A 26,961-nucleotide genomic window follows, 5' to 3' on the forward strand; every position below is an offset into this window, starting at 1 on the left:
CGGTAGGGAAACGCCCGGTCCCATTCCGAACCCGGAAGCTAAGCCTGCCAGCGCTGATGGTACTGCACTCGATAGGGTGTGGGAGAGTAAGACACCGCCGCAATTCTTTTTAGGGGTTAGAGCCCGAGGGTTTGAGCATTGCTCACCTTCGGGCTCTTCCTCATTCACCAGACCAGGGTTGAGTAAGACGTCTGTCGGGTCGTCCGGGTTGACGTGCAACCCGGCAGAGACCCGCAGCCGTGCCGCACATTTCGGCACCGCTGCAGGTGGCCGGTGGGGTTCAGTACGATGGTGTGATGAGCACATTCTCCCTGGCATCCCTGTCTGTGCCGTTGGTGCAGGCGCCCATGGCCGGTGGGCCATCGACCCCTCTGCTGGCAGCGGCTGTGACCGAGGCCGGCGGTCTGGGGTCCCTGGCCGCGGGATATCTCTCCGCAGAGTCCCTCGCGCACGACATCTCGGAGTTCAGAGGGCTCTCGTCCGGTCCGGTCGCAGTGAACATCTTCGCTCCCGAATCCCATCGTCCGTCGGCAGCGGACGTGGAGTCCTACCGGAGCGCGCTTCGGACGTGGACGGATGCCGGCGGCATCAGTGGTGCTGTTCCACCGGTGACCGGAGACAGCGATGACATGTATCAGGAGAAGCTGGCGGTCGTCAGGGATCGGCGTCCTGAGGTCGTGACCTTCACGTTCGGCCTGCCCGACGTCGTGACGATCGAACGGCTCCACGAAGTGGGCGTCCTGGTCGGTGCCACGGTCACGACGGTGCCGGAAGGCGCCGCGGCTCACGCGAACGGTGTCGATCTCCTCATCGCCCAGGGGATCGAGGCCGGCGGCCACCGAGCGCAGTTCGACCAGTCGGCACCGTCAGAACCGATCTCGACTGCGGATCTGGTATCGGGTCTTTCCGCTGCGACCCCGCTGCCGGTGATCGCAGCAGGCGGAATCGACGGCCCCGAATCTGCACAGGAGCTGTTGAGCCGGGGAGCTGATGCAGTTCAACTGGGCACGCTGTTCCTGACGACCGACGAAGCAGGAACGAAGCCCACCCATCGCCGAGCCCTCGTCGAGGCGTCGGTGAGCGAGCGCTCAGCGGAGACCACGCTGACGCGCGCGTTCACCGGGCGTCCGGCGCGCGCGCTGTCGAACCGCTTCACACGGGAGATGGATGCTGAAGCAGTGGTCGGGTACCCACAGGTCCATTTCCTCACCGGGGGCATCCGCGCTGCGGCCGCTGCGTCCGATGATCCGGAGCTGCTGAACCTCTGGTCCGGAACCGGTGTGGGCGGGTGTCGGCAGGAATCGGCGGCGTCGCTCGTCGCACGGTTCGCCGGCCTCCGGCGTGGTGCCGCGAATGCGTCTTCGGACCAGGCGCACATCGGGGGACAGTGCGAGGGGAGTGCTCGATGAGGGTCGTGTTCCTGACCGGTGCGGGAGTCAGCACCGCTGCGGGCATCCCGGACTTCCGGGGGCCCCAGGGGGTCTGGACCCGGGACCCAGAAGCAGAGCGCACCTCGACGCTGTCGTGGTACCTGGGCGACGAGGATGTGCGCCGGAAGGCGTGGCAGATGCGTGCTCAGGCATCGATGTGGGAGAAGGAGCCTACGCACGCGCACCGTGCCATCGCGGGGTTCGCCGAGACCGTCGATGTCGGTGCGGTCATCACACAGAATGTGGACGGCCTCCACCAGGCTGCCGGATCGGACCCTGCGAGCGTGCTCGAAGTCCATGGCAGCGCACTGTCATGGCGCTGTGAGCTCTGTGCGGCGACGGGCCCCATGGAGGAGCCTGTGGCGCGTGTGCACGCGGGAGAGCCGGACCCGCGCTGTGCAGAGTGCGGAGGGATCATTCGTGCGACGACGATCCTCTTCGAGGAGGCTCTCGACGCCACGGTGATCGACGAGGCGCACAACGCCGCGGCGCGCTGCGATGTCATGGTCGCCGTCGGAACCGGACTGGGCGTCTACCCCGTCGCGGGTCTGTTCCCGCTGGCCGCGCGCAATGGCGCACGCACGATCATCGTCAACGCGGAGGGCACACCGTTCGACTCGATGGCCGACGAGGTCGTCGGGGGAGACCTTCAGGAATCGCTGCCTGTGGTTCTGGAGCGCCTTTCGCGCTCGTCCTGATCCGGGTCAGAACTCTTCGTAGACCGCAGGGTCCTGAGCATTGCGGCGTCCGTCGATCCGTGACAGTGACGAGATGGCGGTGACCTCATCATCGGTGAGGAAGACCTCGGCCGCGGCGAGGTTCTCGGCCTGACGCATCGCGTCGGCGGATTTCGGCAGGGGCAGTGCTCCGCGCCGCACGTGCCAGGCCAGCACTGCCTGCGTCGGGCTGATGCCGTGCGCAGCCGCGGTATCGATGATGGGCGCTTCGTCGAGGAGTCCGCCCGCCCTGCCGATCGGGCTCCACGCCTGGGTGATGATGCCCTTCTCCGTGTGGAATGCGAGTGCCTCGTCCTGCGGGAAGTACGGGTGGACCTCTATCTGGTTGACCTCCGGTCGGACACCGGTCTCCTCCTCGAGCGTCTCCAGATGTTCGGGGAGGAAGTTGGAGACGCCGATGTGGCGGACGAGTCCGCGCTCCCTCGCACCGATGAGTGCATCCCACGCCTCGACGAAGAGGCCCTGGGACGGGTTCGGCCAGTGGATGAGGATGAGGTCGATCTGTCCCAGCCCGGTCCGCAGGACCGACTCCTCGATCGCGGTCGTCGCCTTGTCGTGCTCATGATGCCGACCGGCAAGCTTCGTGGTGTACAGGATGTCGGACCGGTCGACGGACGACTCTCTGCACCCGACGGCGACGGCGGCCTCGTTCTCGTAGTTGAACGCGGAGTCCACCAGGCGGTAGCCGGACTCCAGCGCAGTACGGACCGCGTCGGACCCGGCGAATCCACGGAGTCCGTACGTGCCCAGTCCGATCGTCGGCAGGGTGAGGCCGGTGTGTGCTCTGAGAGTCAACGTGCAGTGCCCTTCCGCATGAGTCCGAATCTGCTCGCTGCCCGTGTCAGCGGCCGCAAGCAGCGTGTCGGTCCAACGTACCGGAGGGGGCGACTGCAGTGCAGTCGCCCCCTCCGGTACGTGCCACGGTTCTCACCGGCCGCGCGACCCTCGCATGAGGGCCACGGCGGTGAGAACGGACTGCTCCGGGCGCCTCAGGTCCGGCGACGTGCCACAGCAGTCGCAGCGACACCGATGCCGACGAGCAGTCCCGCAGCACCCAGGGCACTCGCGACAGACGCGCCGGTGCGCGGCAGGGAACCGTCCTCGCCGTCACGGGCCTCGTCGTCGCGCTGCTCCTCCTGGCCGTCCTCGTCGTCACCGGACGGGTCTGTGGGCTGAGTGGACGGCTGCTCCGACGGCTGCTCCGACGGCTGCTCCGACGGCTCACCGGTCGGGTCCTTCGTCGGGTGATTCGTCGGCGCGTCCGTGGGACCGTCGGCAAGCAGGTCCTCGACCGTGTAGTAGGTCGTCGTGCCCGACACCTCGTTGCCGACGATCAGCATCGCATCGGCGTCCGCCTCCGCAGAGGCTCCCGGAGCGTCGGCGCCGGTCACGAACTCGATCGACTCCGGACCCAGGTCTCCGGCCTCCTCGAAGCGGTCCGGCTCGTCCTCTGCGGACACGGTGAAGTCGCGATTGTTGACGTACGTCACGAATTCGGGGGAGCGCGGATCGCTGATGTCCACGGCGGCGAACCCGCTCACCCGCTCGAAGCCCACGAATGCGTAGGTCCGGTCGCCCACGGCGCCGACTTCGATGGCCTCCGGCTCGGGGCCCTTGTCATCGGAACGTCCCTCGAAGTTGGTCTCGGAATGGTTCGAGTTGAAGTAGTCCGGGTGCGCCTCCGCCGTGATCTCCTCGAACAGGGAACCCGAATCGAAGACCTCGGTGCCGTCGGCGGCGAGGACGGAGAACGAACGCGATCCGCTCACATGGATCTGGTCATAGCAGTCACCCTCGTCCGACAGTCCGTCGGCGGTGGTCGCTGTGATCCGGCCCAGGTTCTCTTCGGCCGTGAGCTCGGCGAGCGTCATCCCCGTGCCTGCGGCGACCGATTCGCACAGCGGGGGGAGACCGTCGCTGCCGAAGTCCTGGATCCGCGACTCCTCGCTGTAGGCGTCCCAATCGCGCAGGTCGCCCTCGTTCGCCGTCACGAGGTGCGGTTCACCACTGATCTCGACGGCTTTGATGGTGTCGGGCGCGCGGAACGCCGTCACCGGCCAGTTCTCGGTGGCGATCACACCGTCACGATCGGAGACGTCGAACGCGACCTCGCGCAGGTCGGTCGTCTCGAGCGGCACGATGTCCTCGACGGTCGCCGTCGCGAGATCAGTGATCGCGACAGCGTTGTTCTCCTGGAGCGTGGTGTACGCACGCCCACCGATCACAGCGCTGTACTCGGGTTCCAGGTTCTCCGACACGGGACGTTCCGGAGTGCCGGTGCCCGCGTCCTCGCGGCCTCCGTAGATCCGGACCTCGTCCGATAGTGCTCCGTCCTCGAACGCGTGGAAGTCCGCAGTGCGGTAGTCGGACTGGGACGCGGCAGCGACGGAGTCGGGCAGTGCGAGGACGCCCACGGATCCTTCCGGATCCACGGAGTAGTCCTCCGCAGGCTCCCCTTCGTTCGCCACGACCGCGTGTCCGCCGTCGGGGGAGAGGACGACCGAGTCGGGCAGGGCGCCTGCGGTGATCGCGCCGAGGGGGACGGGCTCCTCATCAGTCACGTCCACGAACATCAGCCAGCCCGGATCGGTCTTCTCCGGCGCCTCGACTGCGACGATCGCGAGGCCGTCCTCGCGGACGGTGACCGAGTTGGCGACTGCACCGTCCGGGATCACCGTGCCGTCAGCGCCGGCAGTCCCTGCTGCCTCGATCTGGGTCAGATGAGCGGGGTTCGTCGGGTCGGACGCGTCGATCACATCGATGACACCCTGCTGCGCGTTGACGACGAGAGTGCGGTCCGCGGCGGCGTAGTGGGCCACAATCTCTGCGGCCGATTCGTCGAACGTCCCGGTCGCGTGGGTTCCGATCGGTGCGATCGCAACCGACGGGTCGGCAGCGGAATGCACGACAGGGTCGTCGACGAGGACAGTGGCGGATGCCGGGGCGACGACGGCGAGAGCGAGGAGCGACCCGGCCGAGGCTGCTGCGAGCATGCGGTGCATGGGTTCCTTTCGGATGCTTCTGTGGGCATGGAGCCTGCCGGTGGAGCACGGTGCAGGCACGACCGCGTCGACGGTACGGGCGGGCGGCGAGCAGAAGACTGAGGCGAGGTGAGCACCAAGTGTGAGGAAGATGAACTCCTGCTTCCCGCGCGCTGTGGTCCGCCACGGTAGAATGGGCGACGATGTTCGGCCCGGTCAGACGGAGCCAGGGCGCTGCACCGCGGCGCGGAACTGAATAGTGACGACCGAGGATGGCGATGGCTGAGGCAGACGACACGAACGACGGTGCGCGCCGCGACGACCGGCGCGGAGGGCCGCTCGGAGCAGGACGCGGACGAGGCGCCGGGGGACGCGACGGCGCCGGACGAGGCGATCGCTCCCGCGACGCCCGCAATGACCGTTCGCGCAATGGGCGTCCGCGAAACGAGCGTCCGAGCGGCGATCGTGGACGCGACGAGCGCGGACAGGGGCGCCGTGATGACCGGCCCGGTCGCAGCCGATGGAACGACAGGGACGACCGCGGGCGTTCGAACAGCAGCGGCCGCCCCGGCGGTGACGGCCGGGGACGCAGTGCCGACGATCGTCGTCGCGATGATGATCGCCGCAGCGATCGGACCTCACGTCCCGATCGGACCTCACGGAGCGGCGACCCGCGAGGTCGTGCGGACAGCTCCCGCGGTGACCGTCGCGACGGACGTCCCGGGGGAGACCGCGGTCCTCGCAGGGACGATGGGGGATCACGCCCCGACAGGCGCCCGGGGGGCGACCGTCGTGACGAGCGGGGAGGTTCCCGCTTCGATGGTCGTCGTGAGGAGCGCGGCCCTCGTCGTGATGAGCGCGGTGACCGTCGACGCTTCGACGATCGTCGGCAGGACGATCGCCGGCGCGAGAGCCCCGGGGGCCGCGGACGCCCGACAGATCGTGGCGGCGCTCGTGACCGCGGGGATGACCGTCCGAAGTTCCCACAGGGTCCGCCCATTCCCGAAGGGATCACCGGCAGCGAGCTGCCGAAGGAGATCCGCTCCCAGCTGCGTCCGCTGTCGAAGGACAACGCCGAGCTCGTCGCACAGCACCTCGTCGCTGCGAGCGAGCTGATCGGGACCGATCCCGAGGCCGCGTTCGCCCACGCGCAGACGGCGGCCGTGCGGGGCAGTCGTGTGGCTGGAGTCCGGGAGGCCACAGGGATCGTGGCCTACCACACGGACCGATACGAGGAAGCGCTGCGTGAGCTGCGGACCCATCGGAGGATCTCCGGATCCGATGACAATCTGCCGCTCATCGCGGATGCCGAGCGCGGCCGCGGTCGTCCCCAGAAGGCACTGGAGATCTTCTCGGAGGCCTCAGAGGAAGCACTCGGCCACGACCTGTACACAGAGCTGCTGATGGTGGCGGCCGGGGCGCACATGGACCGGGGAGAAGTCGCCGAGGCCCGAGCGCTCCTGGAGACCAGGAACTTCGCGGGCAATGCGAACGGAACACTCGTGAGACTCCTGTCGGTGTACTCCGATGTCATCCGACTGCAGGGCGACGCGGATCTCGCGGGTCGGTACGAGGAGCTCGCGCGGCGCACAGCCAAAGCGACGGGCACGCTGTTCGGGGACGAGGCCCCCGACCCGAATGCGAACGTGGAGATCGTCACGCTCGAGGAGATCGAGCTGCCGGACGAGGAGCCCGAGCACGAGGAGGCCTCCGGCCAGGAAGCCGGCTCTCCCGGGGCCGATCCTGCAGACGAGGTGGAACACGACGCCGCACCCGCAGCTGGAGCCACCGTCGACACCACCAGCGAAGAGAGCGTCGTCGAGGACCAGTCCGCCGGATCGCCGGCAGACGAGGACCGTGACGCGTCGACGCACACCGTCGACGCGGAGTTCCCATCGGAGACGGTCGACGAGCTGGAGGAGATCCTGGCGGAGGCTGAGACGGAGGCGCCCGCAGACGACCAGTCGGAGAAGGCGCCCGAGGCTGCTCCGGCTGCTGCTTCGGCCGCTGTGGAGGAGTCCGACGCTCCGCAGGGCACCGAGCACGCGGAGGCCATGGACGCAGATTCCACTGCGCAGGAATCAACGTCAGACGATCGCCAGTCAGCGGACTCCCAGGCAGACGATTCCCCGTCAGAGGAATCCCCGTCAGAGGAATCCCCGAAGGCGGATGCGCAGAAGAAGGAACCGGCGCAGGACGTGGCACCGGACGACGACGAGGAGCTCACAGAGCCCCTCTTCGACCTCTGAGACGGGAGTACTGATGGAAGCGATCGACTTCGACGGACTGCTCCTCGACCTCGATGGATGCGTCTACACGGGCCGAACGGCGGTACCGGGAGCGGCAGAGGCGCTCACCGGGCTCGCCGAGGCTGGGATCCCGCTGGTGTTCCTCACCAACAACGCGTCGCGATCAGCGGACGAGGTGGCGGAGCACATCAGCTCGTTCGGTGTGGATGCGCGACCGGAGCAGGTCCTCACCTCCGCGGTCGTCGCGGCGCGCGAGCTCGCGCGCACCCTTCCCGCAGGGTCCCCGGTCCTCGTCGTCGGGTCCGACGCACTCGCCGACCAGGTGGAGGAGGAGGGGATGCGCGTCGTGGACACGGCGAGTGACGACCCCGCAGCGGTCGTCCAGGGATTCTCGCCGGACCTCGGATGGCTGCAGATCGCGGACGCATGCCGTGCGATCCGATCCGGAGCCCGGTGGTGGGCGACCAATCTGGACCGCACCTTCCCCACCGAGCACGGAGAGCTCCCGGGCAACGGCGCGTTCGTCAGGGTCGTGGCTGACACGACCGGTGCCACTCCGCTCGTGACCGGTAAGCCGTCGCGGACGATGATGGAGGCGGGAGCACGTGCTCTGGGCTCTGCACGGCCGCTCATGGTGGGTGACCGACTGGAGACGGACATCGCGGGCGCGCGGGCTGCGGGGATCACCGCAGGTCTCGTGCTCACAGGGGTCCACAGCGAGGCCGACGCACAGTCGGCCCCGGCCGAGCACCGGCCGGACTACCTCCTGGACGACCTCACCGCGCTGCTGCCGGGGCGTTCACCGCGGCGGTTCCCATGAGCGGTGATCCGACACCCGTCCCGGGTGGTGGCGTGCCGATCCGCCAGTGGGAGGAAGCGCTCACCGAGCTCGATGAGAGCCCACCGGAGGAGCGGGGCGACCGGACCCACGCACTCCTCTCCCGCCTCGAAGACGCGCTCGAGGCACTCTGACGTGCCTGCGGAGCGTGCGCACACCGCGGGCAGACTCGACACCGTGCTCGTGGGCCTCGGGCTCGTCGACTCCCGCAACCGCGCGGCACGGGAGATCCGCGCAGGGCGGGTGACCGTCGACGGCGGACTCGTCGTGCGACCGTCCTCATCCATCACCGTGGGCTCCCTCGTCGCGGTCGACGATCCGGAGCACTGGGTGGCGCGCAGCGCGCACAAGCTCCTGGGGGCGCTGGAGGACCTGGGTGCCGCCCCGGCGGTGCGCGGTGCAGTGTGCCTCGACGCGGGAGCCTCCACCGGGGGCTTCACCCAAGTGCTGCTGGAGCACGACGCGGCGGCCGTCCACGCGGTCGACGTGGGCCACGGCCAGCTCGTTCCGCGGATCGCCGGTGACGGGCGCGTGCACGATCTGCCCGGTACCAACGTCCGGACGCTCGACCGGACGCATCTGGCCGCAGCCCCGGCGCCTCCCTTCCACGCGGACGGGACGGTGGACCTCGTCGTCGCCGATCTCTCGTTCATCTCACTGACGCTCGTGCTCGATGCGCTGCTGTCCGTCGTCCGCGACGGGGCACTGCTCCTGCTCATGGTGAAGCCTCAGTTCGAACTCGGCAGGGGCGCCCTCGACAAGCACGGTGTGGTGACGGACGCCGATGACCGGACGCGCGCGCTCGAGAGAGTCAGCACTGCGCTCACCGCGGCGGGTGCGCAGATCTGCGGGACCGCGCCGTCCCGGCTGCCGGGCCCCGCCGGCAACGTCGAGCACTTCGTCCTCGCCCGCGCGAACGCGCCCACTGCCCCCGCCACGTCGGCCGCAGGCCTCGCCGCTGTAGCATCGGCTACCGTGGAACGCGGCACAGACCCCCGGGGGAGTGCCGACCACGTCCCTGCAACCGCGCCGGAGGAGGCCCCGTGACCAGACGGATGATGATCGACCTCCACCCCCGTCGTGAGAACGCCCGCAAAGCCGCCGAACTGGTGTGCGCCGCACTCGCGGAGAACGGCATCGTCCCCGTGATGTCGCGATCCGCGCACGATGCGCTGTCCTCGTACGGCGACGTGCATCCCAACGGGACGGAGATCGTCGACGACTGCGCACTGGGAGTCGCAGCGGCCGACTGCGAACTCATCATGGTGCTGGGCGGCGACGGGACGATCCTGCGCGCGGCCGAACGATTCCATTCCTTCGACGTGCCCGTCATGGGCATCAATCTGGGCCACGTGGGGTTCCTCGCGGAGAGCGAGTCCGCGGACATGGAGGAGACGGTCCGACGCGCCGTTGCCCGCGACTACGACATCGAGCAGCGCATGAGCCTCGACATCACCGTCCGCGTGGACGGTGAGATCGTGCATCGTGCCTGGGCGCTCAACGAGGCGACGGTGGAGAAGGGGCCGGACACGCAGATGATCGAGCTCAGCATCGGCATCGACGACCGCCCCGTCTCCACATTCGGCTGCGACGGGGCGATCGTCGCCACCCCCACCGGATCGACCGCGTATGCGTTCTCCGCAGGCGGCCCGATCGTCTGGCCGGACGTCGAAGCCCTGCTCATGGTTCCGATCAGCGCGCACGCACTCTTCGCGAAGCCGCTCGTGACGGGACCGTCGTCCGTCATCGCAGTCGAGCACGTCGCGCGCCATCTCGGTGAGTCCGCCGTGCTCTGGTGCGACGGCAGGGTGGAGCTCGACCTGCCCAGCGGTGCACACATCGAAGCCTGCCGTTCCGCGCAGCCGCTCACGCTCGCGCGCATGCAGCGGGGGCCCTTCTCCGACCGCCTCGTGCGGAAGTTCCAGCTTCCCGTGGACGGCTGGAGGGGACCGGCAGGGGAGGCGACGTGATCTCTTCGATCGGAATCGAGAACCTGGGAGTCATCACCTCCGCCCACATCGACCTGGGGGCCGGGCTCACAGCGGTGACGGGTGAGACCGGAGCCGGGAAGACGATGTTCGTCACCGCTCTGGATCTGCTCACCGGGGCGCGCGCGGATGCGTCGACAGTGCGCCGCGATGCGGACCGCGCGGTCGTCGAAGGCGTCTTCGCCCTCCCGCAGGACCGCCGCACCGCGGCAGACCGGATCGTCGAAGCCGGCGGCGACGCCGACGACGAAGCAGTCCTCACCCGGATCCTCCCGCGTGACGGCCGTGCCCGTGCCACCGCGGGCGGCAGGACGGTGCCTGCCGGGGTGCTCCGCGACGTGGGTCGGGAACTGGTGAGCATGCACGGACAGGCAGAGCAGCTCACCCTCCGGGCACAGGCCCAGCAGCGTGAGCTGCTCGATGCCCTCACCGGCGAGGACGGAGCCGCCGCCCGCGCCGAGTACGCGGAGGCCTTCGCAGAGCACCGACGACTCACCGATGAGCTGCGCAGACTCGAGAGCACCCGGTCCGAACGGGCAGCACGGATGGACTTCCTGCGGAATGCGCTCGAAGCGATCGACGCGGTCCGTCCCACCGAGGGCGAGGACGAGGAGCTTGCGGCACTGGCCGCGCGTCTGGGTGCTGCGGAGGAGCTGCAGCAGGCGGCCGGCCGGGCCCACGACCTCATCATGGGCAGCGACTGGGACGACGCGGAGAGCGCGACCGCGCTCGTCGCGCAGGCCTCGGAGTCATTGTCACGCGCAGCGTCCGTCGACGCGACGCTGACGGACGCGGCCCGTTCGCTCGAGGACGTGTCGGTCCGCATGGCGGATGCCGGAGCGGACCTCTCGTCCTACCTCGCCGGATTCGGCGACGACGAGGGGATGTCGCTCGAGGACGCTGAGGCTCGACGAGCAGAGATCTCGTCGCTGAACGCCTACGGGGAGGACCTCGAGGCGGTCCTCGCCTTCGAGGAGCAGGCGGGTCGTGAGCTGCTCGACCTCGAGAACTCGGAGGCGAGCCTGGGAGACATGGACGGGACCGTGGCAGCGGCGCATGCGCGGCTCGACGAAGCCGCAGTCGCACTGCGCGAGGTCCGCACCCGCTCGGCGGAGGAGTTCTCCGCGTCCGTCGGGGACGAGCTCGCGGCACTCGCGATGCCCCACGCCTCCCTGAGCTTCGCCGTCACGCAGACGACCCCCGCAGCGCACGGCGCGGACGACGTGCGCCTGCTCTTCAGCTCGCACGCAGCCGCAGCGCCCGCGGACATCGGGAAGACCGCATCCGGCGGCGAGCTGTCCCGGGTGATGCTCGCGATCGAGGTCGTGCGAGCGCGGACGGAGCGGTTCCCCACCTTCGTCTTCGACGAGGTCGATGCAGGCGTCGGAGGAGCCGCAGCAGTCGAGATCGGGCGACGACTCGCCCGACTGGCATCGGGCTCACAAGTCATTGTCGTCACACATCTTCCCCAGGTCGCAGCATGGGCCGACCACCACGTCGTCGTCCGCAAGACCGACGAGGGGACCGGAGCGGTGTCGGGCGTGCGGGAGCTGGGCGGGGAGGACCGCACGGAGGAGCTCGCTCGGATGCTCGCGGGAGTGTCCGGCTCCGCCTCCGCCCGCGCGCACGCAGAGGAGCTGCTGAGCGACGCGGAGTCCGAGAAGGCGCGCTTCCGAGTGGAGCTGATGGGATGATGTCCTCATCATGACTCAGCGCAAGACCCGAGAGCGCGTGGAGACGGATGCACCGGTCGGACCGACCGCGGCCCGGATCGACAGACGCACGAAAGACCTCACGAAGCGGCTCCAGCCCGGCGACATCGCGGTGATCCGCCACTCGGACATCGACCGCGTGTCCGCAGAGGCCCTTGTCGACTGCCGCCCTGCGGCGGTCGTCAACGCCCACCGGTCGGTGTCCGGCGCCTACCCGAATCTGGGGCCCGGCATCATCGTCGCCGCCGGGATCCCACTCGTCGACGACGTGGGGGAGGAGCTCTTCGAGGACCTCATCGAGGAGGGCGAGGAGCTTGCTCTCGAGGGCGGAGACCTGGTGCGCGGGGAGACCGTCATCGCCTCGGGCACGGTGCAGACGAAGTCGTCCATCGAGAACGCGATGGAGGTGGCGGAGACCGGGATGAACACCGTGCTCGCGGACTTCGTCGCGAACACGGTGGAGTACATCCAGAAGGACTCCGACCTCCTGGACGACGGCCTCGAGGTCCCGCAGGTGCGCACCGCCTTCGAAGGACGCCACGCACTCATCGTGGTCCGCGGGTACCACTACAAGGAGGACCTCGCGACGCTCCGCCCGTACATCCGGGAGCAGCGTCCCGTCCTCATCGGTGTGGATGGGGGAGCGGACGCGATCATGGAGGCCGGTCACCGTCCGGACATGATCGTCGGCGACATGGATTCCGTGTCGGATGCGGCCCTCACCAGCGGCGCGGAGCTCGTGGTCCACGCGTACCGGGACGGCAACGCCCCGGGCGTCGAACGCGTCAGCGATCTCGGCATGGACTCCGTCACGTTCGCGGCATCGGGAACGAGCGAGGACATCGCCATGCTGCTGGCCGATGACAAGGGCGCGCAGCTCATCGTCGCCGTCGGCACGCACGACACGCTCATCGAGTTCCTCGACAAGGGCCGCAAGGGCATGGCCTCGACGTTCCTCACCCGTCTGCGCGTCGGCAGCAAGCTGCTCGATGCGAAGGGCGTCTCGCTGCTCTACCGGCAGCGGATCGGCACGGGACAGCTCATGCTCCTCGCGCTCGCAGGCGTCGTCGCACTGGTCGCGGCGATGTCCGCGACCGCCGCGGGGCAGACCGCGTTCGGGCTCGTCGCCGCCCAGTTCGACGGCTTCTTCCAGTGGCTGGGATCGCTGTTCGGCGACCCGACCGCCGACTCCCTGTCCGCACGTCCCGCGCCCGAGGCACTCGCCCACCTCGACGACCCTGACCTCGGAGGACTGAGCTCACCGTGATCGACTTCCGCTACCACCTCGTCTCGCTCATCTCGGTGTTCCTGGCGCTCGCCGTCGGGATCGTCCTGGGCGCCGGCCCCCTGCAGGGGCCGATCGGCAGCTCCCTCCAGTCACAGGTCGATGCGCTGCGCACCGACCGCGACACCCTGCGCACGGAGCTCGACGAGGCACGCACGCACATGGAGCAGACCGCGGCATTCGTCGACGCGACGGCGTCGGACCTCATCGCGGATTCCCTGTCGGACCGATCGGTGACGCTCGTCCGCCTGGCGGGGGCCGACAACGACGCGGCCGACGCTGCGAGCGCACGCGCAGAGGAGGCGGGCGGCAGCATCGCGTCGGACGTGAGCCTGGACGACGACGCCTTCGCGGCCGCCGACGCAGAGCTCCTCACCGCGCTGCGCGATGCCGACGACTCGCTGCCGGAGGACGACTCCGCTGTCATGGGTGCGGCGCTCGCGAAGGCTCTGGGTGCCCAGACACAGGTCGTGGAGGAGAACGCGCCGGCGTCGCCCGCGGACTCGGCAGATGACACGGAGGAGTCGGCCGACTCCCGGCAGGCCGCGTCGCAGGATCTCTTCGGGATCCTGTCGGATGCGGAACGGATCGCGGGCGGGCAGTGGGCCGAGGCCGATGCCGCCGTCGTGATCGCTCCGTCCCTGCAGCAGGATGCCGCAGCCGAGCCCACACCGTCCGCCACACCGTCTCCCACTGCCGAGGCGGCTGCGGCACCCGCCGATCCGGTCGCGATCCACGCCGATTTCAGCTCTGCGCTCGCGGGCGAGACCGTCGTCGTGGTCGCCGGGCCCTCCGCGTCCGCGACAGGGGGACTGCTCGCGACACTGCGCTCCGACCGAGTCGACCTGTCGACCGTCGACGGCACGGATCTGTCGACCGGTCCCGCCCTCATCCCGCTGGTCGTCGAGGCGGCGATCGATGGTTCGTTCGGGGACTACGGCACCGCTCAGGGTGCGACGGCGGTCCTGCCGGAGCGCGCGTGAGCAGCCGAGGCGCACGGACGCTGCTGCCTGCTGGGCTGGCAGCGACGGTCGCCGCCGGTGTGATGCGAGCCCGTGCGCGAGCGGACGCGCGGTGGCCGCGCCTGGTGCGCGAGAACCATGCCGGCCGTCCCGTGTCGCTGCTCGAAGGGCCGGCCGCGAGCGCCGGCCTGCTCGCAGCCGCGGCGTGCGTCCCGGGGGCGACTGGGAAGTCCGCGGCACTCATCGCTGTCGGGACCGCAGGGGTGCTGGGAGCGGTCGATGACTTCGCGGAGTCCGGTGCCTCGAAGGGCCTGCGCGGACACCTCGGTGCACTGGCGCGCGGCACCGTCACGACCGGCGGGCTGAAGGTCATCGGCATTCCCGTCGCCGCCGTCGGCGCGGGTGTGCTCCTGCGGACGGATGCGACATCGCCCCTCGGCCGGCTGGCAGATGCAGTGCTCGCCGGCGGCGTGGTCGCGGGCACCGCGAACCTGCTCAATCTGCTCGACCTGCGTCCCGGGCGCGCGCTCAAGGCCGGGCTCGTGATGGTCGCGGCCCAGACCGTCATCGACATGGTCCCCGGAACGCGCGAGGATTCTACGGGCGCAGCTCTGCGGTCCGAGCGGGAGGCGGGTTCGCAGATGCTCTCCAGCGGCGTGCTCGGCACCACCGCGACGCTGCTGCGGGACGACCTCGCGGGGGCGACCATGCTCGGCGATGCCGGTGCCAACGCCCTGGGCGCGGCGATCGGCATGCGCAGTGCGCTCACCGCGTCCCGCCCTCGGCTGGTCTGCGAACTCGCGATCCTCGCAGCCCTGACGCTGGCGAGCGAGCGCGTCTCGTTCACCCGCGTCATCGAGTCGACACCGGGCCTGCGCCACCTCGACGCGCTGGGTCGCTGATGCCGCGGCTGCTGCGCTTCGTCGCGTCGGCCGCACTCCTCGTCTCCGTCGCGACGCTCCTGTCACGACTGGTGGGCTTCGGCCGGCTGCTCGTCTTCTCACCGTCCGTGGGCGCAGGTGCGATCGGGACTGCCTACCAGTCGGCCAACCAGGTGCCGAACATCCTCTACGAGGTGATCGCCGGAGGCGCTCTCGCGGGTGCCGTCGTGCCGCTGCTGGCGGGCCCGCTGGCACGCGCTGACACGGCGACCGCTTCCCGCATCGCGTCCGCGCTCCTCACCTGGTCCGTGTCTCTCACACTGCCGCTCGCCGTCCTCATCGTGGTCTTTCGGGAGCAGATCGCCGGAGCCGTACTCGACCACGAGTCGGAGGTCGCCTACGGGGCCGGGTTCCTGCTCATGTTCGCGCCCCAGCTGGTGCTCTACGCGATCGGCGGAGTGCTGACCGGAGTGCTGCAGGCACATCGGCGCTTCCTCTGGCCCGCATTCATGCCGCTGGTCTCCAGTCTGATCGTCATCGGCGTCTACGTGGGCTACGCCCGTCTGCGCGGGCCCGAAGTCGCGACCGAGGACCCGGCGGCGCTGGCGCTGCTGGGCTGGGGGACGACGGCGGGCGTGGTCGCCCTCGCTCTGCCGCTGGCGCTCCCGACTCTGCGCACCGGACTGCGTATCCGTTCGGCGTGGCGGTTCCCCGCCGGTGTCGCCGCTCGCGCCGTGCGACTCGCGGCCGCAGGAATGACAGTCCTCCTCGCGCAGCAGGCGGCGACGCTGATGATCATGGTCGTCTCCAACAACGTCGGCGGGACCGGCGTGTTCGTCGTCTTCAGCTACATCCAGGCCGTCTACCTGCTCCCGTATGCCGTGCTCGCCATCCCCGTGGCCACCGTCGCGTTCCCGCGCCTGTCGGAGTTGGCGGCCTCCGCCCGCACGCGCAGCACGGAACCCTCGCTGCCCGAGGACGTCGACGCGGCGATCGCGAAGACCTCGCGCCTCGTCCTGGCGCTCGGCTTCGCCGGAGCGGCACTGCTGATCGCGGCCGCGACCCCACTGGAGGACTTCTTCTCGACCCGCGACGCGGCGAGCGGGGACTCCCCTGAGCTCTTCGCCGCGCTGGGAGACGCCGTCCGCGTCATCGCATGGGCGGTGCCGGGCTGGTGCTTCGTCGCGTGGGGCACCCGGGTGTTCTACGCCCTGGAGCGGTCTCGGACCGCTGCGATCGCGACAGCGGTGGGCTGGAGCGCCGTCGCCCTGAGCGTCGTGGCGGGTATCCCCCTCGTCGGGGAGGACCCCGCTCCGCGCACGCTCGTCCTCCTGGGTGCTGCGCACGTCATCGGTATGACGCTCGCGGCCGCGGGGCTCATCGGCGGCATCCTCCGCGTGCGCGGCCGCGCCTCAGCCGCAGGGATCCCCCGCACCCTCGTCGTCGCGTCAGTCGGAGCCGTGCTGGGAGCTGCTGTCGGATCTCTGACGGCGTCGAGCCTGGGCACGGTCGTCGGCACGTCCTCGGCGGCGGCCGTCGCCGCCGGTGCCACCGGCGGCACGGCTGCGCTGGTGGTGGTCCTCGCGGTCGTGGCGCTCGCAGACCGCGGGACGCTCGCGCACGTGCGCGGACTGCGCTGACGACACACTGGTCCCGGGTGGCGATGCTCCACCGACCGGCCGCGGGGCGATAGCCTGGAACCCTGGTCCCGCAGATGCGGGGCCCTGCACCGTCCGGCGACGTGAAGGGAATCGACGCATGCGGGTCCTCATCGTGCTGGGCACATCGACGGGCGGAGTCGGCACACACGTCGCCGCACTCGCCCGCAGTCTCGCGCAGGCGGGTGACACCGTGGGCGTCATCGGCCCTCCGCAGACGCAGGAGCACTTCGGATTCGACGACCGCCCCCGCGTCCGCTTCGCCCCGCTCCCGATCAGCACGACCGTCGGTCCGGCCGACGCCGCGGTCGTCACCAGGCTCCGTCGCCTGGTGACCACATTCCGGGCCGACGTCGTCCACGCGCACGGCTTCCGCGCATCCCTGGTGACCCTGGCCGCGCTGTCGGTGATGAGGAGGCGTCCGGGGTTCGTGTCGAGCTGGCACAACACACTCATGGGCCAGGGGATGCGCGGACGGCTCGAGAGGACGGTCGCCACCGCGATCGCGCGGGGTGCCGACCTCGTCCTCGGCGCAAGCCAGGACCTGGTCGACCTCGCGCAGGACCTGGGTGCGGGACGCTCCCGCTTCGCTCCGGCGGCATCGCCGCCGCAGGGAGTGGTCGAAGACGTGAACTCCGCACTGCTGCGCGCCTCCCTGACCCGGGAGCTGGGGATCTCCCGCAGCGCCGCGCTGCTGCTGGCGGTCGGCCGCATCGCGCCGCAGAAGGACTATGACGTCCTCATCGATGCGCTCGCAGACATCGCGCACGACCACCCGGAGGCGCAGTGCCTCATCGCAGGGTCTGCGGACGAGCAGGAGCAGGAGCGTCTCACCCGTCGGATCGAGGAGCACGCGCAGAACGGGCGCAGACCTGCCGTGCACTTCCTCGGGCAGCGGAGCGACGTCGCCGCACTCAACCAGGTGAGCGACGTGTTCCTCCTCTCCAGCCGGTGGGAGGCCCGCGCGCTCGTGCTGCAGGAGGCGATGCTGGCCGGCAGAGCGATCGTCGCGACTGCGACCGGCGGAACCCCGGAGCTCGTCGGGGACGCCGGCATCCTCGTTCCCCAGGGCGACCCGCAGGCGTTCGCCGCAGGTCTGCGCACTCTCCTCGACGATTCACAGCTCCGCGCTGATCTGGGGCGGAGGGCAGCACTGCGTGCGCTCGACCTGCCTGACGAGGAGGAGGCCGCGCAGACGGTCCGGGCGGCGTACACGGAGGTCAGCCGGTAGGCTGTGGACCGGTGAAGTCGCGTGCGACCCAGGACGGTGCCCCTACCGCTCTCTGACGGTCCGCGCACTGTCGCAGGATCGGAAGGATGCGCACATGTTCGAAGATCACGGAGAGCCCGCGTCGATCGGGCCGGCTCCTGATGCCCGCATACTCCACGTCGTCACGACGACGCGCGGTGTCATCGGCGAAGTCGCCGTGGACGCGATCCGCGGACACCTGGCAGCGGGGAGACAGGTGGCGGTCGCCGCACGCACATCCGTGATCAGCCGTCTGGACCTTCCGCACTCGCCGGAGCTGGCGATCATCCCGATCGGCGCGCGCGACCGCGTGACCGGTGCAGATCCCAGCAGCAGCCTCACTCTCCATCAGCACTACCGCTACGTCGACGTGGTCCATGCCCACGGTCTGCACGCCGCCGCCCTCGCCGGCGCCGCTCAGACCGGGCTGCCCGCACGCATGCGCCCCGCACTCGTCGCGACGATCGGCCGCTTCCGCGCCTCGAACGTCGTCGACGGCGCCTCCGCGAAGATCGTCGAGAGGACCGCGGCCGTCGTCCTGGGCACCACTGCCCCCACCTCCGCGCACTTCACCGACTCGGTGCCGGTCACGGAGCGCGCCCAGCTGCGCCGTCCCGATGTCCGGCAGCGCCTGGCGCCCACCGTCGGCCGCGCGCAGGTGCGCGAGAACCTCGGACTGCCGTCAGGCTCCTTCCTCGTCGCCACGCCCATGCGGCTGTCCGACGGCGACGACCTCACGACCTTCCTCGAGGCCGCCCTCACGATGTTCGATCACCGACCGGATCGGCGCGTGGTCTTCGCCCTCACCGGTGCAGGCCGCGAACGCAGCACGATCGAGAACTCCTTCACCCGCACGCACCCGGTCGTGCTCGCCGACGAAGGATCGGTCGTGGATGTGCTGGCAGCTGCGGACATCGTCGTGGGCTCGAAGGACATGACGGGCGTGGACGTCGACGGGCTCATGCAGCTGGGACGGGCGACGGTGGTCCTGGGGAACGCGCGCGCAGCCCGTCCGTGGGGTGACGCCGCACCGCGTGTCGACGCAGACGACACGCCTGGACTGCTGCGGGCGATCACCTCTCTTGTGGACTCTCCGCAGGAGCGGACGTCTGCCGCCTTCGCCGTGAAGCGGCGCGTCGACGACGTCGACCCGGCTGCGCTCATCGCAGACGACCTCCTCGACGTGTATGCGGAGGCGCTCGCTCACCGACGGTGACGGATCGAGGCTGGTAGTATGGAGGTCCGTGGAGAAACGACTGAAATCCGACGGCGTCCAGCAGACTCGACAGATCTTCGTCACCGGTGGCGTCGCATCCTCGCTGGGGAAGGGTCTCACGGCTTCGAGCCTCGGCCATCTCCTCGGCAGACGCGGACTGCGGGTCGCGATGCAGAAGCTCGATCCCTACCTGAACGTGGATCCCGGAACGATGAACCCGTTCCAGCACGGAGAGGTCTTCATCACCGAAGACGGTGCGGAGACGGACCTCGACATCGGGCACTACGAACGCTTCCTCGACGTCTCCCTGGACGCCGCGGCGAACATCACGACGGGCCAGGTCTACTCGTCCGTCATCGCGAAGGAGCGGCGCGGGGAGTTCCTGGGCGACACCGTCCAGGTGATCCCGCACATCACCGACGAGATCAAGGCCCGGATGAGGGCACAGGCGCAGCGGACCGACGGCCGGGCTCCGGACGTCATCATCACGGAGATCGGCGGCACCGTCGGCGACATCGAGTCGCTGCCGTTCCTCGAGGCGGCCCGACAGGTCCGCCACGACATCGGCCGTGAGAACGCGCTCTTCATCCACGTGTCACTCGTGCCCTTCCTCGCCCCCAGCGGCGAGCTGAAGACGAAGCCGACCCAGCACTCCGTCGCACAGCTGCGATCCATCGGGATCACTCCCGACGCGCTCGTGCTCCGTGCGGACCGGGACCTGCCCGAGTCGATCCGGCAGAAGATCTCCGCGTCGTGCGACGTCGACCTCGAGGCCGTGGTGCCGTGCGTCGACGCTCCGAGCATCTACGACATCCCGCGCGTCCTCCACGACGGGGGACTCGACGTCTACGCGGTGCGTCGCCTCGACCTCCCGTTCCGGGACGTCGATTGGCGCACGTGGGATGCTCTGCTCGAGCGCGTCCACCACCCTTCCGCAGCTGTCACCGTGGGCCTGGTCGGCAAGTACATCGACCTGCCGGACGCGTACCTGTCGGTCACCGAGGCTCTGCGGCACGGCGGCCTCGCGCACGATGCCCGGGTCGAGGTCCGCTGGATCCCGTCCGACTCGTGCGAGACGCCGGAGGGCGCTGCGGCCCAGCTGGAGGACGTCGACGCGATCTGCGTGCCCGGAGGGTTCGGCATCCGCGGCATCGAGGGGAAGCTCGGGGCGCTCACCTACGCCCGGACCACGGGTCTGCCGGCGCTGGGGCTGTGCCTCGGGATGCAGTGCATGGTGATCGAGTACGCGCGGTCCGTCCTGGGGCTCGCAGACGCGTCGTCGACCGAGTTCGACCCGGACACCGCGGAACCCGTCATCGCGACCCTCGAGGAGCAGCGTGCGATCGTCGACGGCGCGGCGGACCTGGGCGGCACGATGCGTCTGGGGCGCTTCCCCGCGGTGCTCGGGGAGGACACCGTCACCGCCGCCGCCTACGGCACGACGGAGGTTCACGAACGCCATCGACACCGCTACGAGGTGAATGGCGGCTACCGGTCACGGCTCGAGGACGCGGGCCTGCGCGTCGCCGGCACCTCGCCTGACGGGACTCTGGTCGAGTTCGTGGAACTGCCGGAGGACATCCACCCCTTCTACGTCGCGACGCAGGCGCATCCGGAGTTCCGCAGCCGACCGACCAGACCCCATCCTCTCTTCGCGGGCCTTGTGCGGGCCGCCCAGGAGCGCACCCGTGCGTGAGGAGGATCGGGTGAAGGACACGAGGAGCGGGACGGACGTCCCCCTGTCCGACGAGAGCGTCGACGTCGAGGTGCACGAACGGTCGACCGTGTATCGAGGAGCGGTCTGGGACGTGGTGCGCGAGTCGTTCGACCTGCCGGAGGCCGGGGGCGCGCTCACCCGTGATGTCCTCGCACACACCGGCGCGGTCGCCGTCGCGGCGATCGACGACGAGGACCGCGTCCTCCTCATCCGCCAGTACCGGCATCCCATCCGCATGCGGGACTGGGAGGTCCCGGCAGGACTCCGGGACATCGACGGAGAGGACCCGGCGGTCGCCGCCGCGCGCGAACTGGGCGAGGAAGCCGACATCCGCGCGGAGGAATGGCACACGCTCGCAGACATGTACACGACCCCGGGCGGATCGACGGAGATCATCCGCATCTACCTCGCTCGCGGAATCGATGCCCTGCCGCACGCGCAGCGCACAGACCGCGTGGGGGAGGAGCGCGGGATCGTCGTCAGGTGGACGCCGCTCGCAGAGGCGGTCGACGCAGTGCTCGCAGGCAGCATCGGCAACGCGACCGCGTGCCTGGCGATCCTCCATGCGGACAGGGCGCGCGAGCGCGGCTGGACGGACCTGCGTCCGGTCGATGCGCCGTGGCCGGGCAGCCGGGTCTGACGTGGCACGCCACGGCGCGGAGCTGCTCCACGAGGTTGCAGCGCCTCTGCACGATCCGGTCGCGGACTACCTCGCCCATATCGAACTGGAACGCGGCCTGTCCCGGAACACGGTGGACGCCTATGCGCGCGATCTGTCGAGGTACATCCAGTGGCTCCACGAGCGCGGTGTGAGCGGATTCGCGGAGGTGACGGAGGAAGACCTCCTCGCGTTCCGCAGCGAACTCGGGTCGGCGCGGCTCGCAGCCGCGTCGCAGGCACGGATCGGGGTGGCCGTGCGCAGGCTGCACGACCACCTCCTGGGGGAAGGGCGGGTCGACGGCGACCCCGCAGCCGCACTGCCGCCCCCGCGTCAGGCGGACAGCCTGCCATCGGCTCTCACGGTGGAGCAGATCGAAGCACTGCTCGCCACGACCGACGGGGAGGAGCCGGTCCAGCGGAGGGCCGCGGCACTGCTCGAGCTGCTCTACGGCACAGGTGCTCGGATCAGTGAGGCAGTGGGCCTCGACCTCGACGACCTGGACCTCGCACGCGGCACTGTCCGTCTCTACGGCAAGGGCTCCAGAGAGCGGCTGGTGCCCGTCGGCTCACACGCGCGCGCGGCACTCGACGCGTGGATCGTTCGGGACCGCCCCCGCTTCGCCGACCGTCGTGCACAGGCCTCGGACCGGGCGGGAGCGGTCTTCCTCAACCAGCGCGGCGGCAGGCTCAGTCGTCAGTCGGCCTGGACCCTGGTCCGCCGCGCCGCGGGGCTCGCAGGCGTCGACGACGTCACGCCGCACACCCTGCGCCACTCCTTCGCCACCCATCTGCTGGAGGGAGGCGCGGACATCCGGGTCGTCCAGGAGCTGCTGGGACACGCCTCCGTCGTGACGACGCAGATCTACACGAGGGTGACAGCGCAGACGCTCCGCGAGGTCTACGCCTCGTCGCACCCCCGCGCGCGATAGGCTGACATCCACCGCAGCAGCAGCAAGGAGATGAGGAAGCACGTGGCAGACTCGCAGCAGCGGCTCGAAATCGCGGCCGACGCACCGCTGGGCCCCACCGGACGCCCCGCCCGGGAGCACCCGGAACCCGCGCCGCTCGACGGTCACGGGCCCGCACGGACCATCGCAATGGTCAACCAGAAGGGCGGCGTCGGGAAGACGACGTCGTCGATCAATCTGGGCGCCGCACTCGCCGCCTACGGCCGACGAGTCCTGCTCGTCGACTTCGATCCGCAGGGTGCGCTGTCCGTGGGACTGGGCATCAACCCGAACGCACTCGAGAAGTCCGTCTACAACGTCCTCATGAGTGCACGGATCGATCCCCACGAGGTCATCCATGAGACCGCCGTGGACAACATCCACGTGATGCCCGCGAACATCGACCTGTCCGCAGCCGAGATCCAGCTCGTGGGCGAGGTCGCACGCGAGCAGGTGCTCGCGCGGGCACTGGCGAGGGTCGCCGACGAGTACGACGTGATCCTGGTCGACTGCCAGCCGTCGCTCGGCCTGCTGACCGTCAACGCGCTGACCGCCGCGCACGGCGTGATCATCCCGCTGGAGACGGAGTTCTTCGCGCTGCGCGGCGTCGCGCTGCTCGTGGAGACGATCGAGAAGGTGCAGGATCGCCTGAATCCGTCGCTCGCGATCGACGGGATCCTCGCCACCATGTTCGACGGCAGGACCCTCCACTCCCGCGAAGTCATCGCGAGCGTCGTCGATGCGTTCGGCGACACCGTCTTCGACACCGTCATCAGCCGGACCGTGAAGTTCCCCGACGCGACGGTGGCGGCGGAGCCGATCATCAGCTTCGCGCCGAACCACAAGGGCGCGGACGCCTACCGGCGGCTCGCGCGGGAACTCATCGCCCGCGGCGGCTCACCCTGACGATGCAGTCCGTGACCGCTGAGGCTGCGGTCGCCCCACCGAGCGGGGCAGATCCCGCCGGCAGCGTGCCGGAGCACGGCGGCGGGTCCGAGCACGCCGGGGCCCCAGCGGGCTTCACCGTCGACCTCGAGAACTTCTCCGGCCCGTTCGACGTGCTGCTTGACCTCATCGCCCGCCGCTCCCTCGACATCACAGACATCGCGCTCGCCGAGGTCACGGACGACTTCCTCGCCTATGTGGCCACACTGCGGGGAACGAAGAGCCTCGATGAACTGAGCCACTTCCTGCTCGTCGCCTCGACGCTGCTGGACCTCAAGCTCGCGCGGCTGCTGCCGGGAGCGGATGTCGAGGACGAGCTCGACCTCGAGCTGCTCGAGGCCCGCGACCTGCTCTTCGCCCGGCTCCTGCAGTACCGGGCGTACAAGGAGGTCTCCCGTGTGCTGGAGAAGCGGATGGGGGAGGCCGCTCGAGCGGTCCCTCGTGCGGTTCCCCTCGAGAAGGAGTTCACGGACATCCTCCCGCCCCTGGACTTCAGCACGTCCGGTCCGGTGCTGGCAGCGGTGTTCGGCGCGGTCCTGTCCCGCGACCGCACTCCGCCCGCGGTGGCGCTCGATCATCTGCACGATGCCCACGTGTCCGTGCCTCAGCAGCGGGCGCTGCTGCTGTCGCGCCTGCGAGACGAGGTGCAGATCGACTTCGCCGCGCTCATCGAGGACGCGGAGACCAGGATGGTCGTCGTCGCCCGCTTCCTCGCAGTTCTCGAACTGTTCAAGGCGGGGCTCTGCGACTTCGATCAGCCGGAGGCGCTCGGACCGCTGACGATCGCACTGACGGCGACGGATGCCCGCGGTGCGGGGGATGCCGGAGGCGACCGGGACCTCGGCAGTGCGGATGCGGAGCGAGAGGAGACCGCGGATGGGTGAGGAGAGGCCGGTCACGGCCGAACTGCTCGCAGGGCTCGAGGCCGTCCTCATGGTGGCCGACCAGCCCGTGACGGTCGAGCATCTGAGCGACGGGCTGGGTGTCGAGCCGCAGGAGGTCTCCGCGGCCCTCGAGGAACTGGCCGCAGACTACGACGGGGAGCGGGGAACACGCCGGCGCGGGTTCCGACTCGCCCGGGCCGCGGGCGGCTGGAGGATCTACTCACGCCCGGAGCACCACGATCTCGTAGCGGCCTTCCTCACTGCCGGACACTCGGCGAGGCTGTCCCAGGCGGCGCTGGAGACCCTTGCCGTCGTCGCATACCGGCAGCCCGTGACCCGCGCACGGATCTCCGCGATCCGCGGCGTCAACGTCGATGGAGTCGTCCGAACCCTGCTGCTGCGGGGGCTTCTCGTCGAATCCGGCACCGATCCCACGACGGGGGCCGTGCGCTTCGTCACCACGCCGGCCTTCCTCGAAGCGGCCGGTCTGGAGCGGATCGAGGACCTTCCGGACATCGCTCCGTTCCTCCCGGAAGGCGATGAGGCGAACCGCACCGGCGAGGCCGGTGCCCCAGACGTCGCAGAATTCGGGATAATGGGGGAATGAGCTCATCGGATCCCCGTTCCCCCGGACATCGTTCCCGTCGACCCTCGCGTCGTGAACGCGCCGCCCGTCAGCAGCCGAACGCCGGCACCGGGGAGGTGTCGGACGTCCACCGCGAGGACGGAGTGCGTCTGCAGAAGGTCCTCGCCGATGCGGGACTGGGTTCGCGCCGCGCGTGCGAATCCCTCATAGCAGAGGGTCGGGTGGAGGTGGACGGCGTCGTCGTCCGCGAACTCGGCACCCGCATCGATCCGGAGTCCCAGGCCGTCCACGTCGACACCTTCCGGATCACGACGCAGGCGGACCGCGTCTACCTCGCACTCAACAAGCCGGCGAAGGTCGTCACGTCGATGAGCGACCCGGAGGGCCGGAAGACGATCGCGGACTACCTGCGGGATCGTCCGGAGCGCCTCTTCTACGTGGGCCGCCTCGACTACGACACGGAGGGGCTCCTCCTCCTGACGAACGACGGCGACCTCTCCAACCGCCTCACGCATCCGTCGTACGAGGTGCCCAAGACCTACCTCGCCCAGGTGCGGGGACCCGTTCCCAAGGACGCCGGTGCACGACTGCGCGATGGGATCGAGCTGGAGGACGGCATCGCTCATGCGGACTCGTTCCGCCTGCTCGACTCGACCCCGGGCCACGCACTCGTCGAGCTCGTGCTGCATTCCGGTCGCAATCGGATCGTGCGGCGGATGCTCGAAGCCGTGGGCACTCCGGTCGAGCGGCTCGTCCGCACTCACTTCGGCCCCATCGCGCTCGCAGAGCAGCGTCCCGGGAAGCTGCGGACCCTGCGCCCGCACGAGGTCGGCGAGCTCATGAAGGCCGTCAAGCTGTGAGCCGAGGGGATGTCCCGGACCGCGTGCACATCGTGGGTACGGGGCTCCTCGGCACGTCCTTGGGCCTGGCGCTCACGCGCGCCGGCTGCACCGTGACTCTGGAGGACGCATCGCCCACAGCGGTCCGCCTCGCGTCGGACATGGGCGCGGGCACCGCCGCGGATCCGCACGAGGACACGGGGCTCGTCGTCGTCGCAGCGCCCCCCGACGTCGCCGCCGACGTCATCGTCGCGCAGCTGCGGGCGCTGCCGGACGCGACCGTCACGGACGTGGCGAGCGTCAAGGGGGTCGTCCTCGATCGCGTGCGCGCGCAGACGGTCGGGACGGAGCTCGATCGCTACATCGGCTCCCATCCCATGGCCGGGCGTGAGCGGTCCGGTGCCGTGTCCGCCCGGGTCGACCTCTTCGAGGCGCGCCCCTGGGTGGTCTGCTCGGATGAGGCCACGCCTCCGCGCCGACTCGACCAGGTCGTGGCGGTCGCCGAGGCCGTGGGCGCCTCCGTCCTCCATCTCGAGCCCGAATTCCACGACTCATCGGTCGCCCGCGTCTCCCACGTGCCCCAGGTCGTCTCGTCGCTCATGGCGGCGCAGCTCACAGACATGCCGGTCGAGGGCATCGCGCTGGCCGGACAGGGACTGCGGGACGTCATCCGGATCGCAGCCTCGGATCCGGGGCTGTGGACCCAGATCCTCGCGGGCAACGCAGCAGAGGTCCGCGGGGTGCTCACGGCACTGCGCGATGACCTGGACCGGGTCGTGGACGCCCTGACGCTGGAGACCGGCAGCTACGCCGTGCTCGCCTCCACGATCGCAGCGGGCAACGAGGGGCATCGCCGTGTCCCCGGCAAGCACGGTCAGGCGCCGATGGTCTACGCGATCGTCACCGTCGTCGTGGGCGACGAGCCGGGCGGACTCGCGCAGCTCTTCACGGACGTCCACGCGCTCGGGGTGAACGTCGAGGACGTCCGGATCGACCACGCGACCGGTCACCGCCTGGGAAGCCTCGACATCATGGTGCTGCCCGATCGTGAGCAGGACCTCGTGCTCGGTCTGCAGCAGCGCGGCTGGCGACTGCCGGAGCATGCGGAGCCAGACGACCCCCGCCCGACCGGTACGGCGGTGGGGGACGACTCAGCCGGATAGGGTGGACCGAGCACAGAAGCAGTGAGAGAGGCAC

24 protein-coding genes and 1 rRNA gene are annotated in these 26,961 nt (G+C 70.0%); 23 read left to right on the forward strand and 2 right to left on the reverse strand.

Going from position 1 to position 26,961, the window contains the following annotated elements:
- The 3 genes from rrf to BJEO58_RS10485 form a co-directional block, all read left to right on the forward strand.
- Positions 1-103: ribosomal RNA gene (rrf, locus tag BJEO58_RS10475) — 5S ribosomal RNA — on the forward strand; the annotation flags it as partial.
- A 193-nt stretch (positions 104-296) separates the two neighbouring features.
- Positions 297-1,409 (forward strand): NAD(P)H-dependent flavin oxidoreductase, encoded by a 1,113-nt coding sequence (locus BJEO58_RS10480; RefSeq protein ID WP_101589430.1) that lies wholly within the window; start codon positions 297-299, stop codon positions 1,407-1,409.
- Positions 1,406-2,128: an SIR2 family NAD-dependent protein deacylase gene (locus tag BJEO58_RS10485; RefSeq protein ID WP_101589431.1), complete on the forward strand. Its 723-nt coding sequence runs from the start codon at positions 1,406-1,408 to the stop codon at positions 2,126-2,128. Before BJEO58_RS10480 ends, BJEO58_RS10485 begins: the two co-directional genes overlap by 4 nt.
- 6 nt (positions 2,129-2,134) lie before the next feature.
- On the opposite strand, the gene BJEO58_RS10490 is transcribed toward BJEO58_RS10485, so the two are convergent.
- Together BJEO58_RS10490 and BJEO58_RS10495 are read right to left on the reverse strand one after the other, a co-directional pair.
- Positions 2,135-2,962: an aldo/keto reductase gene (locus BJEO58_RS10490; protein ID WP_101589432.1), complete on the reverse strand. Its 828-nt coding sequence runs from the start codon at positions 2,960-2,962 to the stop codon at positions 2,135-2,137.
- A 194-nt stretch (positions 2,963-3,156) separates the two neighbouring features.
- Complete coding sequence (locus BJEO58_RS10495) at positions 3,157-5,169, reverse strand: choice-of-anchor I family protein (protein WP_101589433.1); 2,013 nt, start codon at positions 5,167-5,169, stop codon at positions 3,157-3,159.
- A 257-nt stretch (positions 5,170-5,426) separates the two neighbouring features.
- On the opposite strand from BJEO58_RS10495, the gene BJEO58_RS14810 reads away from it, so the two are divergent.
- The 20 genes from BJEO58_RS14810 (at position 5,427) to BJEO58_RS10595 (ending at position 26,927) form a co-directional block, all read left to right on the forward strand.
- A complete protein-coding gene (locus tag BJEO58_RS14810; RefSeq protein ID WP_144573816.1) occupies positions 5,427-7,397 on the forward strand; it encodes a hypothetical protein in 1,971 nt (656 codons plus the stop codon).
- A 13-nt stretch (positions 7,398-7,410) separates the two neighbouring features.
- On the forward strand, positions 7,411-8,217 hold the full coding sequence (locus BJEO58_RS10510; RefSeq protein ID WP_101589436.1) for an HAD-IIA family hydrolase: 807 nt from the start codon (positions 7,411-7,413) through the stop codon (positions 8,215-8,217).
- Positions 8,214-8,369 carry a hypothetical protein gene (locus BJEO58_RS15250; RefSeq protein WP_246075974.1) on the forward strand — a complete coding sequence of 52 codons (156 nt, stop codon included), beginning with the start codon at positions 8,214-8,216 and terminating at the stop codon, positions 8,367-8,369. Before BJEO58_RS10510 ends, BJEO58_RS15250 begins: the two co-directional genes overlap by 4 nt.
- A gap of 1 nt (position 8,370) precedes the next feature.
- The gene (locus BJEO58_RS10515) at positions 8,371-9,282 is read left to right on the forward strand and encodes a TlyA family RNA methyltransferase (RefSeq protein WP_246075975.1); all 912 of its coding nucleotides are present in this window, start codon (positions 8,371-8,373) and stop codon (positions 9,280-9,282) included.
- Positions 9,279-10,205 (forward strand): NAD kinase, encoded by a 927-nt coding sequence (locus tag BJEO58_RS10520; RefSeq protein ID WP_246075976.1) that lies wholly within the window; start codon positions 9,279-9,281, stop codon positions 10,203-10,205. The genes BJEO58_RS10515 and BJEO58_RS10520 overlap by 4 nt, the downstream gene beginning before the upstream one ends.
- Positions 10,202-11,917, forward strand: a complete 1,716-nt coding sequence (recN, locus tag BJEO58_RS10525; protein ID WP_101589439.1) for a DNA repair protein RecN — start codon at positions 10,202-10,204, stop codon at positions 11,915-11,917. The genes BJEO58_RS10520 and recN overlap by 4 nt, the downstream gene beginning before the upstream one ends.
- A gap of 10 nt (positions 11,918-11,927) precedes the next feature.
- Positions 11,928-13,202 carry a putative cytokinetic ring protein SteA gene (gene steA, locus BJEO58_RS10530; protein WP_101589440.1) on the forward strand — a complete coding sequence of 425 codons (1,275 nt, stop codon included), beginning with the start codon at positions 11,928-11,930 and terminating at the stop codon, positions 13,200-13,202.
- Positions 13,199-14,203, forward strand: a complete 1,005-nt coding sequence (locus BJEO58_RS10535; RefSeq protein WP_101589441.1) for a copper transporter — start codon at positions 13,199-13,201, stop codon at positions 14,201-14,203. Before steA ends, BJEO58_RS10535 begins: the two co-directional genes overlap by 4 nt.
- On the forward strand, positions 14,200-15,084 hold the full coding sequence (locus tag BJEO58_RS10540; protein ID WP_246075977.1) for a hypothetical protein: 885 nt from the start codon (positions 14,200-14,202) through the stop codon (positions 15,082-15,084). The genes BJEO58_RS10535 and BJEO58_RS10540 overlap by 4 nt, the downstream gene beginning before the upstream one ends.
- Positions 15,084-16,703: a murein biosynthesis integral membrane protein MurJ gene (gene murJ, locus BJEO58_RS10545; RefSeq protein ID WP_101589442.1), complete on the forward strand. Its 1,620-nt coding sequence runs from the start codon at positions 15,084-15,086 to the stop codon at positions 16,701-16,703. Before BJEO58_RS10540 ends, murJ begins: the two co-directional genes overlap by 1 nt.
- Before the next feature lie 118 nt (positions 16,704-16,821).
- On the forward strand, positions 16,822-17,952 hold the full coding sequence (locus BJEO58_RS10550) for a glycosyltransferase family 4 protein (RefSeq protein ID WP_101589443.1): 1,131 nt from the start codon (positions 16,822-16,824) through the stop codon (positions 17,950-17,952).
- A gap of 94 nt (positions 17,953-18,046) precedes the next feature.
- On the forward strand, positions 18,047-19,186 hold the full coding sequence (locus BJEO58_RS10555; protein WP_101589444.1) for a glycosyltransferase family protein: 1,140 nt from the start codon (positions 18,047-18,049) through the stop codon (positions 19,184-19,186).
- On the forward strand, positions 19,158-20,882 hold the full coding sequence (pyrG, locus tag BJEO58_RS10560) for a CTP synthase (RefSeq protein ID WP_101589445.1): 1,725 nt from the start codon (positions 19,158-19,160) through the stop codon (positions 20,880-20,882). The genes BJEO58_RS10555 and pyrG overlap by 29 nt, the downstream gene beginning before the upstream one ends.
- A 10-nt stretch (positions 20,883-20,892) precedes the next feature.
- Positions 20,893-21,543, forward strand: coding sequence for an NUDIX domain-containing protein (locus BJEO58_RS10565; RefSeq protein WP_246075979.1), 651 nt, complete (start codon positions 20,893-20,895; stop codon positions 21,541-21,543).
- 1 nt (position 21,544) lies between these two features.
- Entirely contained in the window at positions 21,545-22,492 is a 948-nt protein-coding gene (xerD, locus tag BJEO58_RS10570; RefSeq protein ID WP_101589548.1) for a site-specific tyrosine recombinase XerD, read from the forward strand.
- 30 nt (positions 22,493-22,522) lie between these two features.
- Complete coding sequence (locus BJEO58_RS10575; RefSeq protein WP_101589446.1) at positions 22,523-23,416, forward strand: ParA family protein; 894 nt, start codon at positions 22,523-22,525, stop codon at positions 23,414-23,416.
- Positions 23,417-23,427: 11 nt separating this feature from the next.
- Positions 23,428-24,339 carry a segregation and condensation protein A gene (locus BJEO58_RS10580; RefSeq protein ID WP_246075980.1) on the forward strand — a complete coding sequence of 304 codons (912 nt, stop codon included), beginning with the start codon at positions 23,428-23,430 and terminating at the stop codon, positions 24,337-24,339.
- Positions 24,332-24,946, forward strand: coding sequence for an SMC-Scp complex subunit ScpB (scpB, locus tag BJEO58_RS10585; RefSeq protein ID WP_101589447.1), 615 nt, complete (start codon positions 24,332-24,334; stop codon positions 24,944-24,946). The genes BJEO58_RS10580 and scpB overlap by 8 nt, the downstream gene beginning before the upstream one ends.
- Positions 24,943-25,785, forward strand: coding sequence for a pseudouridine synthase (locus BJEO58_RS10590; protein ID WP_101589448.1), 843 nt, complete (start codon positions 24,943-24,945; stop codon positions 25,783-25,785). Before scpB ends, BJEO58_RS10590 begins: the two co-directional genes overlap by 4 nt.
- The gene (locus BJEO58_RS10595; protein ID WP_101589449.1) at positions 25,782-26,927 is read left to right on the forward strand and encodes a prephenate dehydrogenase; all 1,146 of its coding nucleotides are present in this window, start codon (positions 25,782-25,784) and stop codon (positions 26,925-26,927) included. The genes BJEO58_RS10590 and BJEO58_RS10595 overlap by 4 nt, the downstream gene beginning before the upstream one ends.
- Positions 26,928-26,961 lie beyond the last annotated feature (34 nt).

The sequence above is a fragment of the Brevibacterium jeotgali genome, assembly GCF_900169175.1.
Lineage (GTDB): Bacteria > Actinomycetota > Actinomycetes > Actinomycetales > Brevibacteriaceae > Brevibacterium > Brevibacterium jeotgali.

Bases quoted from the DNA above. Each gene is read 5' to 3' on its own strand.
- BJEO58_RS10480 (WP_101589430.1), top strand. From the start codon at position 297: ATGAGCACATTCTCCCTGGCATCCCTGTCTGTGCCGTTGGTGCAGGCG.
- BJEO58_RS10485 (WP_101589431.1), top strand. From the start codon at position 1,406: ATGAGGGTCGTGTTCCTGACCGGTGCGGGAGTCAGCACCGCTGCGGGC.
- BJEO58_RS10495 (WP_101589433.1), bottom strand. From the start codon at position 5,169: ATGCACCGCATGCTCGCAGCAGCCTCGGCCGGGTCGCTCCTCGCTCTC.
- BJEO58_RS14810 (WP_144573816.1), top strand. From the start codon at position 5,427: ATGGCTGAGGCAGACGACACGAACGACGGTGCGCGCCGCGACGACCGG.
- BJEO58_RS10510 (WP_101589436.1), top strand. From the start codon at position 7,411: ATGGAAGCGATCGACTTCGACGGACTGCTCCTCGACCTCGATGGATGC.
- BJEO58_RS15250 (WP_246075974.1), top strand. From the start codon at position 8,214: ATGAGCGGTGATCCGACACCCGTCCCGGGTGGTGGCGTGCCGATCCGC.
- steA (WP_101589440.1), top strand. From the start codon at position 11,928: ATGACTCAGCGCAAGACCCGAGAGCGCGTGGAGACGGATGCACCGGTC.
- murJ (WP_101589442.1), top strand. From the start codon at position 15,084: ATGCCGCGGCTGCTGCGCTTCGTCGCGTCGGCCGCACTCCTCGTCTCC.
- BJEO58_RS10550 (WP_101589443.1), top strand. From the start codon at position 16,822: ATGCGGGTCCTCATCGTGCTGGGCACATCGACGGGCGGAGTCGGCACA.
- BJEO58_RS10555 (WP_101589444.1), top strand. From the start codon at position 18,047: ATGTTCGAAGATCACGGAGAGCCCGCGTCGATCGGGCCGGCTCCTGAT.
- pyrG (WP_101589445.1), top strand. From the start codon at position 19,158: ATGCGGAGGCGCTCGCTCACCGACGGTGACGGATCGAGGCTGGTAGTA.
- BJEO58_RS10575 (WP_101589446.1), top strand. From the start codon at position 22,523: ATGAGGAAGCACGTGGCAGACTCGCAGCAGCGGCTCGAAATCGCGGCC.
- scpB (WP_101589447.1), top strand. From the start codon at position 24,332: ATGGGTGAGGAGAGGCCGGTCACGGCCGAACTGCTCGCAGGGCTCGAG.
- BJEO58_RS10590 (WP_101589448.1), top strand. From the start codon at position 24,943: ATGAGCTCATCGGATCCCCGTTCCCCCGGACATCGTTCCCGTCGACCC.